Source organism: Microbulbifer sp. S227A (genome assembly GCF_049800935.1).
The window spans coordinates 178977-194950 of record NZ_JBNAFZ010000004.1 but is presented as its reverse complement, the minus strand read 5'-3'; the positions used below and the strand labels follow the sequence as shown (position 1 = coordinate 194950).

The window sequence follows — 15974 nt, the reverse complement described above, 5'->3', positions numbered from 1 at the left end:
GCCTTGTGGCAACAAGAAAAAGGCGCGCCCGACGGCACGCCCCGAATTTTCTTTCTATCCCTCGCCGACGGCGCGTCCCGCGGCTGCATGCAGCGGGCAATCACGCCTCGAGCACGTCCTCGCCGCTGGCATCACCCGGCTTGGGCATATCGAAATCCAGCCCGTGCGCCGCCCGGATCTTGTCTTCGATCTCATAGGCGATATGGGGATTGTCGCGCAGATACTGCTTGGCGTTCTCGCGTCCCTGCCCGATGCGTTCATCGCCATAGCTCATCCAGGCACCGGATTTGTCCACGACACCGGCCTTGACCCCGAGATCAAGCAATTCGCCCATCTTGGAAATGCCCTCGCCATACATGATGTCGAATTCAACCTGCTTGAACGGCGGCGCGACCTTGTTCTTGACGATCTTGACCCGCGTGGCGTTGCCGACAACCTCGTCGCGGTCCTTGATCGAGCCGATGCGGCGAATGTCCAACCGCACCGAGCTGTAGAACTTGAGCGCGTTGCCGCCGGTGGTGGTTTCCGGGCTTCCGAACATCACGCCGATCTTCATGCGGATCTGGTTGATGAAGATCACCATGCAATTGCTGCGCGAGATCGAGCCGGTCAGCTTGCGCATCGCCTGGCTCATCAGGCGGGCCTGCACGCCGACGCTGCTGTCGCCCATGTCGCCCTCGAGCTCGGATTTCGGGGTCAGCGCGGCAACCGAATCCACGACCACCATGTTCACCGCCCCCGAGCGCACCAGAGTATCGGTGATCTCGAGCGCCTGTTCGCCGGTGTCCGGCTGGCTGATCAGCAATTCGTCGATATCCACGCCCAGCTTGCGGGCATATTGCGGATCAAGCGCATGTTCCGCGTCGACAAAGGCACAGACCCCGCCGCGCTTCTGCTGTTCCGCGACGCAATGCAGGGTCAGCGTGGTCTTGCCCGAGCTTTCGGGACCGTAGATCTCGATGATACGGCCCATCGGCAAACCACCGATCCCGAGCGCGATATCAAGCCCCAGCGAACCGGTCGAACTGGCTTCGATTTCCTGGATGGCGCCCTCGGCCCCCAGCTTCATGATCGACCCCTTGCCGAATTGCCGTTCGATCTGGGCAAGCGCGCTGTCCAGCGCCTTTTGCTTGTCCGCGTTCTTCTTGCTGCTCATGGTCAATAGATCCGCCATAGTCCCGTTTCCCTGTCTTATTGTCACACCCGCGGACGGGCGGCAATCGCTGCTTTGTTCACCTCTTGTTCCTGATAGGATCAAAAAGAGAACATTACAATTGAAATTTTTCCCGGTTTCACTGTTTCCGAAAGATGTTAAAGATTGGTTTACTGGTTTCCGACGTCGCTGCCGCCTTGAGAGACGCCCTCTAGATGCTTGTTTTCCATAAAGAACGCCTGGCCTTTCTGGCTGTTCCCAAAACCGGCACCACCGCCTATCACGCGGCCCTTTCGCGGCGGGCGGACATGGTCGTGTCGCATCCTTCGGGGCTGAAACATGCCTCGGTCTATCGCTACAGCCGGTTTTTCAAGCCGATGTTCAACAAGGTTGGCGGCGCAGAAATGGAGCTTCTTGCGGTAATGCGCGAGCCGATCGACTGGCTCGGAAGCTGGTACAGGTATCGCCAGCGCGACGATCTGCGCGACACCGAACGCAGCACCCACGGGATGAGTTTCGACGCCTTTCTCAACGCCTATATGCAAGGCGAAAGACCCGCCTTTGCCGATGTCGGAAGCCAGGCCAGCTTTCTCAAAACCCATCCCAGCGGCACCGCGATCACCCATCTTTACCGCTACGAAGACCTTCCCCGCCTCAACCGGTTTCTTGAAGCGCGCCTGGGCGTCGAGATTCAACTGAAACGCAAGAACGTGTCGCCCGAAATGGACCTGCACCTGTCGCCCGAGGTGGAACGCAAATTCCGTCGCAAACATAGCGAAGAGTTCCGCCTGTACGACGGTATCGGCTGATCCGGACCCCGGTCGGCAATCGGGTGTGTTGCAATGGGAGCTGCGCCGCGCGGCCGGGTCAGGCCGCCCCCCCATGCCGATGCACGTAAGCCACCAGCGCCGCGGTCGACCCGTCCTTGCCCGATGCATCCTGCGTGCCATCCACCACCGGTCCCAGCGAGGTGGCCAGTTCCTTGCCCAGTTCAACCCCCCACTGGTCATAGGAGTTGATCCCCAGGATGACACCTTCGACGAACACGCGATGCTCGTACAGGGCGATGATCTGCCCCAGCATGAACGGCGTCAGAAGCGGATAGGCCAGCGTGGTCGACGGACGATTTCCGGGGAATACCCGGTGCCGCGCCTGACGCTCGAGCTCGGCCCCCGCAAGGCCTGTTGCGGCCATGCGCGCCCGTGCCTCGTCAAGCGAACGACCGCGCATCAGGGCCTCGGACTGCGCCAGGCAATTGGCGACCAGCAGGCGGTGCTGATGCGCCAGCTCCGGCTCATGCCCCTGCGCCGCCACCATGAACTCGCAAGGCACGACGCCGGTTCCCTGGTGGATCAGCTGGTAGAACGCGTGCTGGCCATTGGTGCCCGGCTCGCCCCAGACCACCGGCCCTGACACCGCAGCGAGGTCACCGCCATCCATCGCCACGCTCTTGCCGTTTGATTCCATCTCAAGCTGCTGCAAATAGGCCGGCAACCGCGCAAGACGCTGGTCATAGGGCAGCACCGCCCGCGTCGGATACCCACAGACCTGGTGATGCCAGATGCCGATCAGCGCCAGCAGCACCGGCAGGTTCTCGTGCCACTTTGCGGCCTGGAAATGCCGGTCCATCTCCTGCCCGCCACGCAGGAACGCATCAAACGCCTCGGGACCAATCGCGAGCATCAGCGAAAGCCCGATCGGCCCCCAGACGGAATATCGCCCGCCGACCCAATCCTCGAAACCGAACACATGCGCGTCATCGATGCCAAAGGCCGCCGTCTTGTCCCGCGCGGTGGACAGCGCCGCGAATTGCCGCGTCGGATCGCCCCCGCCTTCTTCGAGCCAGGCCCGCGCGGTGCGGGCATTGGTCATGGTCTCGATGGTGGTAAATGTCTTGGACGCAACAATGACCAGAGTGGTTTTCGGGTCCAGCCCGCGCAGCGTATCGGCAATATGCGCCCCGTCCACATTGGACACGAAATGGCAGCGCGGACCGTCGTGATAGGGCGACAGGGCAAGCGCCGCCATCGCCGGCCCGAGATCGGAGCCACCGATGCCGATATTGACCACATCGGTAAAGGCACCGCCGGCCCCGTGCTTGGCCCCCGAACGAACCTCATCACAAAACGCCCGCATCCGCGCCAGCGTGGCCAGAACGCCCGGCATCACATCGACACCGCCCGAGATCACCGGACCGCCATCGAGATTGCGCAGCGCCGTGTGCAGCACCGCGCGATCCTCGGTCTCGTTGATGCGTTCGCCCGAGAACATCGCCGCACGACGCCCGGCGACATCCGCTTCATCGCACAGCGCGAACAGCGCCTCCATGATCCCGGCATCGACAAGCGTCTTGGAATAATCCAGCCGCAGATCGCCGGACTGTGCGGAAAACCGTTCGGCGCGCGCGGGATCCGCCGCGAACAGGTCCAGCATCCGCCGCGATGCAGCGGCCTTGTGCAGCTCGTTCAGACGTGTCCAGTCAACCATGTCTCACTCCGCCCAATGAATTGTCATTTCATCAAGAACCGCGCGAATGGGCGCTTGCTCGGGCGCCAGCCCCTGCGCCTTTTCAAGCGCTGCACGCTTGTCCGCGCCAAAGACGACCAGGTGTTTCGACATCGCCCCGTTGAGCACATGGGCGCTCAGGCTGACCCGCGTTTCGGGCACCGTGTCCGGGCGCAGGATCGACAGGATCGGCGCGTCATCCGCAAGCGCCGCCTGCAATCCGTCCACTCCGGGAAACAGCGACGCGGTATGCATGTCCTGGCCCATCCCGAGCAGCAGCACCGAGATCGGCAGTTCCGGCTCCAGCCCCGCCGCGATGTCCGGCAACACCTCGTCCGGCTCGGGCGCAGGCGCGTAAAAGGGCAGCATCGTCGCCGCGGCGGCCCGCCCGGTCAACAGCCGAGAGGCAATCAGCCCCGCGTTGCTGCGCGGATCGTCCAGCGGCACCCACCGTTCATCGGTGGCAAAGACATGCACCCGGCTCCAATCCAGATCGGCGGCACAGAGCGCGTCAAAGATCGGCCCCGGCGTCGTGCCCCCCGGAACCGCGAGCGAGGCCCGATCATGGGTCAGCAGCACCGACTCGAGATCCCCCGCAAGCGTGTTCGCCAGGTCGATCGCGGCAAGTTCTCGATCGGCGTATTCAACGATATTCATGGTTTGATCCCCCGCCATGCACGTCCGTCGCGGCGCAACATCTGGTCCGCGTCATCTGGCCCCACGCTACCACTTTCATAGGGTTTGGGCACCTCTCCGCGCGCCTTCCAGCCGGCGATGATCGGATCGGCCCAGGCCCAGGCGGCCTCGACCTCGTCCCCGCGCATGAACAGAGTCTGGTTGCCCCGGATCACATCCATGATCAACCGTTCATAGGCATCCGGCGGGTCGCCCCCGTCCGGGCCAAGCGCCTCGGCAAAGGTCATGTCCAGCGGCACGTCAACCAGCCGCATGCCCCCGGGGCCGGGTTCCTTGATGGTCACTTGCAGGGTGATCCCCTCGTTCGGCTGCAACCGGATCGACAGGACATTGGCGTGACGGCCCGCCTCGGGACCAAAGATCGAATGCGGCGCGTCCTTGAACACCACGCTGATCACCGATGACCGCGCCACCAGCCGTTTGCCCGTACGTAGGTAGAACGGCGTGCCCGCCCATCGCCAGTTGCTGATATGTGTCTTGAGCGCCACATAGCTCTCGGTGCTGCTGCGCGGGTTGCCGGCGGCCTCGCGATAGCCCGGATGTTCTCCGTCAAGCTCCTGGTACTGGCCACGCACGATGTGATGCGGCTCGACCGCGTCCAGCGCCCGGATCACCTTGAGCTTCTCGTCGCGCACCGCGTCGGGCTCGAACTTGGCCGGGGGCTCCATCGCGATCAGGCACAAGAGCTGCATCAGGTGGTTCTGCACCATGTCACGCATCGCGCCGGCCTTGTCATAATATTCGCCGCGCCCGCCGACCCCCACGGTTTCCGCCACGGTGATCTGGATATGGTCGACATGCTGGCTGTTCCAGAGTGGTTCGAACAGCATGTTGCCAAAGCGGATCGCCATGAGGTTCTGCACGGTTTCCTTGCCCAGATAATGGTCGATACGGTAAATCTGGCCCTCGTCGAAATGCTCGGCCAACGTGCCGTTCAACGCCCGCGCCGTTGCCAGGTCATGACCGAAGGGCTTTTCGACAACGATACGCGAATGCTCGGTCGACATCCCGTGCAGGTGAATCCGCTCGGCCAGATCGCCGAACAACGCCGGGGCAACCGAAAAGTAAAACGCCCGCACCGGCCCGTCGCGCATCTTGCCGGCCAGTTCCTCCCAACCATCGGTGCCGCGTGCATCGATCGTCACATAGTCTATTCGCGCGGCAAACCCGTCCAGCTGTGCCGGCTCCACGTCATCCGCCCCGACGAATTCGACGATCGCGTCCCGCACGGCCGTGCGGTATTCCTCGACATCATGCTCGGACCGCGCGGCGCCGATGATACGCGCCTCATCGGGCATCTGGCCCGCGCAGAACCGGCGATACAGCGCCGGCAGAATCTTGCGTCGTGCCAGATCGCCGGTGCCGCCAAATATCACCAGATCGAACGGTTCCACCGGAATGACTCGTGATACCATGATCAGCCCTACCCTTGTGTCTAGGTGATTCAAGTCGAATGTTAGCGCTCACATACACCAAAACACCAACGCATCACAACTGTGTCAAACGCCGCATCGCGACATTTCTCCGCCGGTGTGCCTCGGTTAAACCGGTGACATGCTTATCACAACGAAAGATGACAAATGAAAGATCTGGACATGAAACCAGCCAATGCCGGCAAGTTCCAGGATCCGTTTGTCACCGCAGATGGTCAGCGGCGGGCTTCGGTATCGCTCGGCAGGCCGGAAACACTGTGGTTCAACACCGGGACACAATGCAATATCGAGTGCGAGAATTGCTATATCCTGAGCAGCCCGACCAATGACGCGCTGGTCTATATCACCACGCCCGAGGTGATTGGCTACCTCGACCAGTTGACGGAACGTGGCTGGCCGGTGCACGAAATCGGCTTTACCGGCGGCGAGCCCTTCATGAACCCCCAGATGATCGACATGGCCCGCGCCGCGCTGTCACGGGGGTACGAGGTTCTGATCCTGACCAACGCCATGCGCCCGATGATGCGCAAAGGCGTGCAACAGGGCCTGATCGCGCTGCATGCAGAGTTCGGCGCGAAGCTGACCTTGCGCGTGTCGCTCGACCACCACAGCCGCGAGGTCCACGATGCGGAACGTGGCACGGGAAGCTTTGACAAGACGCTGACCGGGATGGCCTGGCTGCGCGACGCGGGCATTCGGACAACGGTGGCCGGGCGGGCACAATTCGACGAAAGCGAGAGCGCCGCGCGCACCGGATTTGCGGAGCTTTTCCGGGAACAGGGTTTCGCTATCGACGCCCAAAGCCCAGCGGAACTGGTGCTGTTTCCCGAAATGGATGAAGGCGTCGAGGTTCCCGAAATCACCACTGCCTGTTGGGGCATTCTCGGCAAGCGGCCACAGGACATCATGTGCGCGTCGTCACGCATGGTGGTCAAACGCAAGGGCGCGGAACATCCCGCGGTGCTGGCCTGTACCCTGCTGCCCTATGTGCCCGAGTTCGAGCTCGGCGCAACCCTGGCCGAGGCCGAGCGCGATGTGCAGCTGAACCATCCGCATTGCGCTAAGTTCTGCGTTCTGGGCGGAGCGAGCTGCTCTGCGTGATCCGGTTCACGCAACCCCGGCGAATCCTGCGCTATAGTGCCGGGGAATCGCTGCGGAGCCTGTAACTTGAAACAACTTGCACTGACCCTATTGCTGCTCTTCCTGCTGCCAGTTGCGGCCATGGCAGAGCGCCGGATTGCCCTGATCCTTGGAAACGATGCCTATGACCAGGTCCCGGCGCTTGAAAAAGCCGTTGCGGACGCCACCGCGATCTCCGAAACTCTCGCCGCGCAGGGGTTTGAAACGGTCACCGCGACCGATGCCAGCCGCAGGCAGATGAACCGCAGCATTTCCGAATTCACCGGCATGCTGCAACCCGGTGACACCGCCGTTCTGTTCTTTGCTGGCCATGGGGTGGAAATTGACGGCGAGAATTACTTGTTGCCAACCGATATCGTCGCACCGGGCAGCGGCGAGCGGGATTTCATCAAATCCGAATCCATCGCACTTTCCACCCTCCTGGACCGGGTCAGGTCCACAGGAGCGCGCACCACCATCGCCATTATCGACGCCTGCCGCAACAACCCGTTCCAAAGCACCACGGGCCGCAGCATCGGTGGCACGAGGGGCCTGGGCCGCATCACGGCCCCGCAAGGCACATTCGTGATCTTCTCCGCAGGTGCCGGGCAACTGGCGCTTGACGAATTGACCGAAGACGAGGACGCGGCGAACTCGGTCTTCACCCGCACCCTGCTCCCGCGACTGACGCAACCCGACCTTGAGTTGCGCGCATTGGTGGCCGACCTGCGCACCGAGGTCCGCGACCTCGCCCGCAGCGTCAATCACCAGCAGTTTCCGGCCTATTACGACGAATTGCTGGGCGATTTCTATTTCGCCAGTGCAGCCGCTCCGTTCCCGGCCGGCGGCGCGCCGGAGCCAACACCCGCAGACAACATGCGCGCCGACTTCGATCTCGCCCGCAGCATCGGCACAGCAGAAGCAATGCAGGAATTTCTGGATCGTTACGCGGGACGCGAGGATGAATTCACCTATCGGATGGCGTTGCAACTGAAGGAACCGCAAGTCGCCGCGACACCGGCGAACCCTCCTTCCGAGCCCCCCCGCGAGACCGACCGTCGCGCCATCATCCGGGAGACGCAAACCGCATTGAACGCCGCTGGCTGCTCAGCCGGATCGGCGGACGGCATAGCCGGACCCCGCACGCGCCAGGCCTTGCGGAGCTTCATAGCCGAGACGGGCGCAGATCTGCGGGTGGAGCAACTTGGAACCAAGGCGATGCTTCGCACCGTCAAGGAACACGGAAGTGCTGCCTGTTCTACCCCGCGTGCACAAGCAAGTGACACGCCGGCAAGTGCACCCGGTACAGCGACGCTCAACATCGCCGGAACGTGGCAATTTCGCGCCAGTTGCCCGCTCTTCATCAAAACCACCGGGTCAGTGCGGTATGCGCGAACAGGTGCCAATAGCTACAGGGGTGTGCTGAACGACTCGCTCGGGCAGACCGCGACGGTCCAGGTGAAGCAATCCGGTCAGAGCCTGAAACTGACGCTGTACTGGCCACATGTCACAACCTACGCCAATGGCACGCTCGCCGCAGATGGCAACAGTTACTCGGATGTGGGGTCCAATGGCTGCAATGCGACGGCCTGGCGGACAGGGTGATTGATTTGCGCCTCGCGGCGATACAAGCCGCTTGCAAGCGGCTCGTATCAAACGTCTTGCAAGACGTTTAACGCGAATATTCATTCGCGTTTGCAAGGCCGTTTCAACGGCCTTGTCTGCCAATCCAACATGGGCATTGCCGATCAACACTCATCCAGCCCAACGCTCAGTGCAGCGTGAACTCTCCAACTTGGTTTTGCCACTCACCCGACGACAGCATCCTGCGGTGCGTGAAGCGAACGGAATGGAGCGGACCATCTATCTCGCGCTGCCAGAACTCCACGAATTTGAACAATGCCGGATGATCGGGCGCGAGATCATAATCCTGCCAGATAAAGCTGTTGAGGACGTGCGTATAGTCCGGCATGTGATAAAACAGCTCTGCCGTTGTCAGCCCATACCCTTTTAACATCAGTTCGGTTTCAGTTGTTTCCATCATTTCACTCGTACATTGCCTTGATATGTTCATGATCGGCAAAAATAGTTAACTTACAACAAAAACAGCATGTTATCAGTGTGCTGCCCTGGCTGCCAAATGAGAACCCCCTGTGCCATTGCACCTTATGTACGACGTCTGATATGGTCCGACTACTACATATAGTCGATGCACAATAAGTGGGCAAATAAACGTGAGCGACACGCCGGAACCACCTGAAAACACGGATGAAACACCGCAGGAGCGCCCCGTCTATGACGGCCCCAGCGTTTCCATCGAATCCGAGATGCGGACATCCTATCTGGACTATGCGATGTCGGTCATCGTGTCCCGTGCCATACCCGACCTGCGCGACGGGCTGAAACCGGTGCATCGACGCATTCTCTATGCCATGCATGAAACCGGCAACACACATGACAAGCCCTACCGCAAATCGGCGCGCCCCGTCGGCGATGTCATGGGTAAGTACCACCCGCATGGCGACAGTGCGATCTATGACGCACTGGTCCGCATGGCTCAGGACTTTTCCATGTCGCTGCCGCTGCTGGATGGCCAGGGCAATTTCGGATCGATGGACGGCGACAACCCGGCGGCCATGCGGTACACCGAGGTGCGTATGGACAAGCCCTCGGCCGCCCTGCTTGCGGATATCGACAAGGATACCGTGGATTTCCAGGACAATTACGATGGCAAGGACCAGGAGCCGACCGTCCTTCCCGCGCGTTTTCCCAACATGCTGGTCAATGGTGCCGGCGGCATCGCGGTTGGCATGGCCACCAACATCCCGCCGCACAACCTTGGCGAGGTGATCGACGCGACCTTGGCGCTGATCGAGGATCCGGACCTGACCAGCGAGCAGCTTATCGACTTTGTGCCCGGCCCCGATTTCCCGACCGGCGGGATCATGCTGGGCCGTTCGGGCGCACGCAAGGCATATCTTGAAGGCCGTGGCAGCGTCATCGTGCGCTCCAAGACCCGCGTCGAGGAGATTCGCAAGGACCGATACGCCATCGTTGTGGACGAGATCCCCTATCAGGTGAACAAGGCCGCGATGATCGAAAAGATCGCCGAGGCGGTGCGCGAGAAACGCATCGAGGGCGTGGCGCATGTGCAGGACGAAAGCGACCGAAACGGCGTGCGCGTGGTGATCGAACTGAAGCGCGATGCCACCCCGGATGTCGTGCTCAACCAGCTCTGGCGCTTCAGCCCGATGCAAACGCATTTCGGCTGCAACATGCTGGCACTGAACGGCGGGCGCCCCGAACAGCTGACCCTGCGCAGGTTCCTGACTTCGTTCATCGATTTCCGCGAGGATGTCGTTGCCCGCCGCACCGCCTATTTGTTGCGCAAGGCCCGCGAACGCAGCCACATCCTGTGCGGCCTTGCCGTTGCGGTCACCAATATCGACGAGGTTGTCGCCACCATCCGCGCCTCGGCCGATGCGGCGGAAGCGCGGGAAAAGCTGATGACACGCCGCTGGCCGGCCGCGTCGATCATGGAATATATCGCGCTGATCGACGACCCGACCCATACGGCGAACGAGGACGGCACCTATAACCTGTCCGAGACCCAGGCCCGCGCGATCCTGGAACTGCGCCTGCAACGGCTGACCCAGATCGGCGTCAAGGAAGTCACCGACGAACTCGAGGAACTGGCCGCCAAGATCAAGGAATACCTTGAGATCCTGGGCAGCCGCGAGCGGATCATGGGCATCATCGCCGACGAGCTGCGCGAAGTGCGCGAACAATTCGCCGTGCCGCGCCGTACCGAGATCGTCGAATGGTCGGGCGACATGGAGGACGAAGACCTGATCGAGCGCGAGGACATGGTGGTGACCGTGACCTCGGGCGGCTATATCAAGCGCACCCCGCTGGCCGATTTCCGCAGCCAGCGCCGGGGGGGCAAGGGGCTGTCGGGGATGCAGACCAAGGAAGAGGACGTGGTCACCACCCTCTTTGTCGCCAACACCCATACGCAACTCCTGTTCTTCACCACCGAGGGGATGGTCTATAAACTCAAGACCTGGCGTCTGCCGCTGGGCGGGCGCACCTCCAAGGGCAAGGCGATCGTCAACATCCTGCCGATTCCCACCGGAGTCTCGGTGGCGGCAATCATGCCCATCGACCGGGACGAAGATCATTGGGACGAGTTGCAGGTGATCTTTGCCACTTCGGGTGGCGATGTGCGCCGCAACCGGCTCTCCGATTTCACCAATGTACGGCGCAACGGCAAGATCGCGATGAAGCTCCCCGAAGACGGCTCGGTGCAGCTGGTCGATGCCCGTATCTGTTCCGAAGACGATGACGTGATGCTGGTCACCGATTCAGGCCGCGCGATCCGGTTCCGCACCACCGATGTGCGGGTGTTCAACTCGCGCGAATCGACGGGGGTGCGCGGTATCCGGCTGAACGGGGATGCCCGCGTGGTGTCGATGTCGGTCATCCGCCATTTCGAATCCGAACCGGATGAGCGCGCCGCCTATCTCAAGATGCGCCGCCTGATGGCCGGGGTGGTCGAGGATGCCGAGACCGACGAGAGCGAAGGCAATGCCGATACCCCGCTGCCACAAGAGCGTTATGCGGAAATGTCGGCCATCGAGAACCTGATCCTGACCATCACTTCGGGCGGGTTGGGCAAGCTCAGCTCAAGCCATGATTACCCGGTGCGCGGACGTGGCGGCCAGGGCGTGACCGCCTGGGAAAAATCCATGCGGGGCGGCAACCTGGTGGCCTCGTTCCCGGTGGAGCTGGATGATCAGATCATGCTGGCGACCTCCAAGGGCCAGTCGATCCGGGTGCCGGTCGAGGGGATTTCCTTCCGATCGCGCTCGGCCGGGGGGGTCAAGGTGTTCAACACCTCCAACGGTGAAGAGGTCGTGAGCGTGGCCTGGATTGCCGAACAGGGCGACACAGAGGAAGAAGAGGCTGGCGGCGAATAATCAGGCCGCCACGCCTACCGCCTTGATGGCCCGCCCCCAAAAGCGGGTCATCAGGAAGACCGCGGTACAGGCCAGCCCGACCACCAGCCCGAGCCAGATCCCGACCCCGCCCATACCCAGAACAAAGCCAAGGTAGTAAGAGGTGGGGATCCCGATCAGCCAGTAGGACATCGCCGCCATCAGCATCGGCACCTTGGTGTCCTGCACCCCGCGCAACAGCCCCAGGGCCATGGCCTGCGCGCCGTCGACAAGCTGAAACAGCGCGGCAACCGCGAGCAACAGCACCCCGATTTCGAGAATCTCGGCCCGGTGCGGATTATCCGCCTCCATGAAGGCCGAAAGCAACGGAACCGGAACCAGGAAAAAGGCGATCATGGTCAGTGCCGCGAAAACCAGCGACAGGCCGGTCACCGCGATGGCCCCTCGCGCCATATGCGCCCGGTCCTGCCGGCCATAGGCATTGCCCGCCCGGATCGTGGCCACGTTGCACAGGCCCAGATGCACCATGAAGGTAGCCGAAGCCACGGTGACAACAATCCCGTGCGCCGCCAGCGACAGCGTGCCCAGCCACCCCATCATCAACGCCGAGGCCGCAAAGAGCCCGACCTCGCTCACCAGGGTCAGCCCGATCGGCACCCCCAGGCGGAAGACGCGGCCCATCATCTCCCAATCCGGCCGCCAGAGGCGCAGGAAGATCTGGTGATCCGGCAAGCGCCACGCGGCATAGGCGACGATGGCAACCAGCGACACCATCTGGGTCACCAGCGAGGCCAGCGCGGCGCCCATGAGGCCAAGCTCTGGCGCGCCCCAATTGCCAAAGATCAGCATGTAGTCGACAACACCGTTGGTCACCGCCGCCCAGACCGTGACCCACAACACCACCTGTGTCCGTTCAAGCGCCGCGAGATAGGATTTCAGCACCATCACCAGCAAGGCCGGGATGATCCCCCAGCACGCCACCCGCAAATATTCCGACGCCAGTTGCGCCACATGGGGTTCTTGCCCCAACAGTTGCAGGATCGGGCGGGACCAGATCATCAGCGGCATCACCGCAAGCGCATAGCCAAGCGACAGCCACAACCCCATGCGGGTGGCGCGGCGCACGCTGATCTCGTCGTCAGATGCCTCGGCGGCGGCAACCATGGGCATCACCGCCATGGCGAACCCCGCCCCCAGGATGAAGAGCACAAAGAAATAGGTCGACGCCAGCGTGACCGCGGCAAGTTCGTCAACACCGTACCAACCCAGCATCACCGTATCGACCATGCCGATGGCGAATTGCGCAAGATGCCCCCCGACAAGCGGCAGACCCAGCACGAGAATGGCCTTGACGTGGCCGGGATATGTCATCGGGGTGCTCATCAGGCCCCTGCATTAGGGCAGAACCTACCCCAACGGCAAGAGCGCGTTGCGCGACGTCATCACATGTGAATCACCCGGTCCCAGGCATCCAGCACCGACTCGTGCATCATCTCGCTCAGGGTGGGGTGCGGAAAGACGGTATTCATCAGGTCCTGTTCCGTGGTTTCAAGCTGGCGCCCGACCACATAGCCCTGGATGAGTTCGGTCACTTCGGCCCCCACCATATGCGCGCCCAGCAACTCGCCGGTCGCGGCGTCAAACACTGTCTTGATCATTCCCTCGGGTTCACCAAGGGCAATGGCCTTGCCGTTGCCGATGAACGGGAACCGACCGACCTTGATGTCATGGCCAAGCTCTTTGGCCCGCGCCTCGCTCAGCCCCACCGAGGCCACCTGCGGCTGGCAATAGGTACAGCCGGCGATGCTTTCGGGGCGGACCGGGTGCGGGTTTTCGCCGGCGATCAACTCGGCAACCATCACCCCTTCATGGCTGGCCTTGTGCGCCAGCCACGGGGCCCCCGCGATATCGCCAATCGCATACAGCCCCTCGACACCGGTGCGGCAATACTCATCGACCACCACATGTGTCCGGTCGATCTTGACCCCGAGCGCCTCAAGCCCAAGGTTCTCCACGTTGCCGACAATGCCCACGGCGGAAATCACCGTATCGAACTCCAGCGCCTCGGTCTTGCCGCCGGTCTCGATATGGGCCGTGACCTTGCCCTGCGCGCGGTCAAGCGTCTTGACGCTGGCCTTTTCCATGATCGTCATGCCCTGCTTGACGAACTGCTTCCTTGCAAAAGCGCTGATCTCGGCATCTTCGACCGGCAGGATACGGTCCATCACTTCGACAACCGTGGTATCGGCCCCCAGCGTGTTGTAAAAACTGGCAAATTCGATCCCGATGGCCCCGGACCCGATAACCAGAAGTTTCCTGGGCATCCGCGCCGGCTGCAACGCATGTTTGTAGGTCCAGACCAGATCGCCATCCGCTTCAAGGCCCGGCAATTCGCGCGCCCGCGCGCCGGTGGCCAGAACGATATGCGCTGCGCTCAGTTCCTGCTGTCCCTTGTCGGTTGTCACGCTGACCCGGCCCTTGCCGGTCACTGTCGCCGCGCCCATCACGGTGGTGATCTTGTTCTTCTTCATCAGGTGGCCAATGCCGCCCGACAACTGCCCTGCAACCTTGCGGCTGCGTTTGACAACCGCGTCCAGATCATAGCCGATCTTGTCGGCCCTGAGACCGAACTCTCCGGCCCGCTCCATCAGGTGGAACACCTCGGCGCTGCGCAGCATGGCCTTGGTCGGAATACAGCCCCAGTTCAGGCATATCCCGCCCATGTGCTCGCGTTCGACAATCGCCACGTTCAAGCCCAGCTGCGCCCCGCGAATGGCGGCGACATATCCGCCGGGCCCCGCCCCGACAACGATCATATCAAAGGATTTGGCGACCATGATTACCCTGTTTCCAAAAGGAGTTGCACCTGTAGCGCTCAGCCTAGCAACAGCCTCCCGCCTTTGCAAAGATATCGGCAACTCGCCCCGAGATTGCGCTGGCCAGCCACAGATCGCGTGATAGTCTGAGCCCACACAAAGCGGAGTGAAATCATGGGTAAGACGTTGAAAGACCTGGCGCTGGCCTTGCTGAATGCCACGTTGATCCTGGTGGCGCTCTGCCTGGTGCTGGCCCTGATGGTGTTCAACCGCGCCAATTCACTGGCCGACAGCTTTGCCGAGAACCTCCAGATCGTGACCCCGCTTCAGGAGAGCGTTCAGACCACAGGGGCCGAGATCGCGGCGCTGCGCACCGATCTCGCCGAATTGAAAGACCAATCCGGCGATGTTTCGTCCGCCGCCATGACACGGGTCCAGGATCGCATCGAGATGATGCAAGCCCGGCTTGACGACATGATGAATACCGTCACCGAATTGCGTGGCACCCCCGAACGCCTGCTGGACCAGGCCATCGAGACCGCCGGGGATCAGGCTGTCATGACGGTCAGCCGTATCCGCGGCTGCGTCCCGCCAGAGACCGCATCCGCCCCGTCACCGTCAAGCTAGGCCGCGGCGGGATTAACCCGCCTGCTGCAACTCGCGCACGGTCGAGCCATAGCCACCGGCAACTACATAGGCGGTTTCCGGTTCGCTGGACGGGCGCGCCAGGGCGTCGTTGCGATAGGGGAAACGGCCGAACTTGCGGATCACCTCGCGATGCGCCCGCGCATGCAACAGGTTGGATGCGCCGAATTCCGGCATCCGTTCGCACATCAACCGCACACAGCGTTCCTGGTCACACAGGTTTTCCGAATGCATCATCGGCAGGTAGAAAAACTGCCGCGCCGGTTCATCGATCCGCATGTCCCACCGCTTGTCGACACAGGCCTTGGCCACGGCAAGAGCGGCGTCATCGGTGGCAAAGGCCTTGCTGCTGCCACGGAACATGTTGCGGGGGAATTGATCGGTCAGGATGATATAGGCAAGGGCACCGCTGGGATATGTGAGCCAGAGCGAAAACCGCCCGTCGCGCGCACCCTCCCAGGACGTTTCGAACCGTCGCGTGATCTCCGCGTCCAGTTCCTTGTCCTGGGCATACCATCCGGCTTCACCCACTTGATCCAACCAAAAACTCAGTACTTCTTCGGGGCCAACCATGGTCCACTCCCTACTTTTTCGACATCCCCTCCCAAGTCACGCAGATATTGAAACTGATTTACAAAATTTTTACAGT

Annotated in this window: 13 protein-coding genes; 5 read left to right on the top strand and 8 right to left on the bottom strand. The window is 62.0% G+C overall.

Annotation, left to right across the window (positions count from 1 at the left end):
* Positions 1-100 precede the first annotated feature (100 nt).
* Positions 101-1174: a recombinase RecA gene (gene recA / locus ACP15R_RS11465; RefSeq protein WP_424986541.1), complete on the bottom strand. Its 1074-nt coding sequence runs from the start codon at positions 1172-1174 to the stop codon at positions 101-103.
* A 194-nt stretch (positions 1175-1368) separates the two neighbouring features.
* Between recA and ACP15R_RS11460 the strand changes: the two genes are divergently transcribed.
* Entirely contained in the window at positions 1369-1962 is a 594-nt protein-coding gene (locus tag ACP15R_RS11460; protein WP_424986540.1) for a hypothetical protein, read from the top strand.
* 58 nt (positions 1963-2020) lie between these two features.
* Here ACP15R_RS11460 and pgi read toward each other — a convergent pair whose 3' ends face one another.
* From pgi to zwf, 3 genes are read right to left on the bottom strand one after another with little or no spacing between them, the layout of a single operon-like run.
* Positions 2021-3640 carry a glucose-6-phosphate isomerase gene (pgi, locus tag ACP15R_RS11455; protein WP_424986539.1) on the bottom strand — a complete coding sequence of 540 codons (1620 nt, stop codon included), beginning with the start codon at positions 3638-3640 and terminating at the stop codon, positions 2021-2023.
* Positions 3641-3643: 3 nt separating this feature from the next.
* Entirely contained in the window at positions 3644-4315 is a 672-nt protein-coding gene (gene pgl / locus ACP15R_RS11450) for a 6-phosphogluconolactonase (RefSeq protein ID WP_424986538.1), read from the bottom strand.
* Complete coding sequence (zwf, locus tag ACP15R_RS11445; RefSeq protein WP_424986537.1) at positions 4312-5769, bottom strand: glucose-6-phosphate dehydrogenase; 1458 nt, start codon at positions 5767-5769, stop codon at positions 4312-4314. Before zwf ends, pgl begins: the two co-directional genes overlap by 4 nt.
* A gap of 165 nt (positions 5770-5934) precedes the next feature.
* Here zwf and ACP15R_RS11440 point away from each other — a divergent pair, with 165 nt between their 5' ends.
* Both ACP15R_RS11440 and ACP15R_RS11435 read left to right on the top strand, forming a co-directional pair.
* Positions 5935-6888, top strand: coding sequence for a radical SAM protein (locus tag ACP15R_RS11440; protein ID WP_424986536.1), 954 nt, complete (start codon positions 5935-5937; stop codon positions 6886-6888).
* A gap of 90 nt (positions 6889-6978) precedes the next feature.
* Positions 6979-8511 (top strand): caspase family protein, encoded by a 1533-nt coding sequence (locus tag ACP15R_RS11435; RefSeq protein ID WP_424986535.1) that lies wholly within the window; start codon positions 6979-6981, stop codon positions 8509-8511.
* Between the two features lie 166 nt (positions 8512-8677).
* On the opposite strand, the gene ACP15R_RS11430 is transcribed toward ACP15R_RS11435, so the two are convergent.
* Positions 8678-8947 carry an usg protein gene (locus ACP15R_RS11430; protein ID WP_424986534.1) on the bottom strand — a complete coding sequence of 90 codons (270 nt, stop codon included), beginning with the start codon at positions 8945-8947 and terminating at the stop codon, positions 8678-8680.
* Between the two features lie 193 nt (positions 8948-9140).
* Between ACP15R_RS11430 and gyrA the strand changes: the two genes are divergently transcribed.
* Positions 9141-11885, top strand: coding sequence for a DNA gyrase subunit A (gene gyrA / locus ACP15R_RS11425; RefSeq protein ID WP_424986533.1), 2745 nt, complete (start codon positions 9141-9143; stop codon positions 11883-11885).
* On the opposite strand, the gene ACP15R_RS11420 is transcribed toward gyrA, so the two are convergent.
* Both ACP15R_RS11420 and lpdA read right to left on the bottom strand, forming a co-directional pair.
* A complete protein-coding gene (locus ACP15R_RS11420) occupies positions 11886-13235 on the bottom strand; it encodes an MATE family efflux transporter (RefSeq protein WP_424986532.1) in 1350 nt (449 codons plus the stop codon).
* A gap of 71 nt (positions 13236-13306) precedes the next feature.
* Complete coding sequence (gene lpdA / locus ACP15R_RS11415) at positions 13307-14701, bottom strand: dihydrolipoyl dehydrogenase (RefSeq protein WP_424986531.1); 1395 nt, start codon at positions 14699-14701, stop codon at positions 13307-13309.
* 153 nt (positions 14702-14854) lie between these two features.
* Here lpdA and ACP15R_RS11410 point away from each other — a divergent pair, with 153 nt between their 5' ends.
* Positions 14855-15307, top strand: a complete 453-nt coding sequence (locus tag ACP15R_RS11410; protein WP_424986530.1) for a hypothetical protein — start codon at positions 14855-14857, stop codon at positions 15305-15307.
* A gap of 12 nt (positions 15308-15319) precedes the next feature.
* Here the strand turns inward: ACP15R_RS11410 and ACP15R_RS11405 are convergent, their stop codons facing one another.
* Positions 15320-15898, bottom strand: a complete 579-nt coding sequence (locus tag ACP15R_RS11405; protein ID WP_424986529.1) for a DUF924 family protein — start codon at positions 15896-15898, stop codon at positions 15320-15322.
* Positions 15899-15974 lie beyond the last annotated feature (76 nt).

What these genes read in the sequence shown, in the direction of transcription:
- recA (WP_424986541.1), bottom strand. Translation starts at nt 1,174, where the DNA reads ATGGCGGATCTATTGACCATGAGCAGCAAGAAGAACGCGGACAAGCAA.
- ACP15R_RS11460 (WP_424986540.1), top strand. Translation starts at nt 1,369, where the DNA reads ATGCTTGTTTTCCATAAAGAACGCCTGGCCTTTCTGGCTGTTCCCAAA.
- pgi (WP_424986539.1), bottom strand. Translation starts at nt 3,640, where the DNA reads ATGGTTGACTGGACACGTCTGAACGAGCTGCACAAGGCCGCTGCATCG.
- pgl (WP_424986538.1), bottom strand. Translation starts at nt 4,315, where the DNA reads ATGAATATCGTTGAATACGCCGATCGAGAACTTGCCGCGATCGACCTG.
- zwf (WP_424986537.1), bottom strand. Translation starts at nt 5,769, where the DNA reads ATGGTATCACGAGTCATTCCGGTGGAACCGTTCGATCTGGTGATATTT.
- ACP15R_RS11440 (WP_424986536.1), top strand. Translation starts at nt 5,935, where the DNA reads ATGAAAGATCTGGACATGAAACCAGCCAATGCCGGCAAGTTCCAGGAT.
- ACP15R_RS11430 (WP_424986534.1), bottom strand. Translation starts at nt 8,947, where the DNA reads ATGGAAACAACTGAAACCGAACTGATGTTAAAAGGGTATGGGCTGACA.
- ACP15R_RS11420 (WP_424986532.1), bottom strand. Translation starts at nt 13,235, where the DNA reads ATGACATATCCCGGCCACGTCAAGGCCATTCTCGTGCTGGGTCTGCCG.
- lpdA (WP_424986531.1), bottom strand. Translation starts at nt 14,701, where the DNA reads ATGGTCGCCAAATCCTTTGATATGATCGTTGTCGGGGCGGGGCCCGGC.
- ACP15R_RS11410 (WP_424986530.1), top strand. Translation starts at nt 14,855, where the DNA reads ATGGGTAAGACGTTGAAAGACCTGGCGCTGGCCTTGCTGAATGCCACG.
- ACP15R_RS11405 (WP_424986529.1), bottom strand. Translation starts at nt 15,898, where the DNA reads ATGGTTGGCCCCGAAGAAGTACTGAGTTTTTGGTTGGATCAAGTGGGT.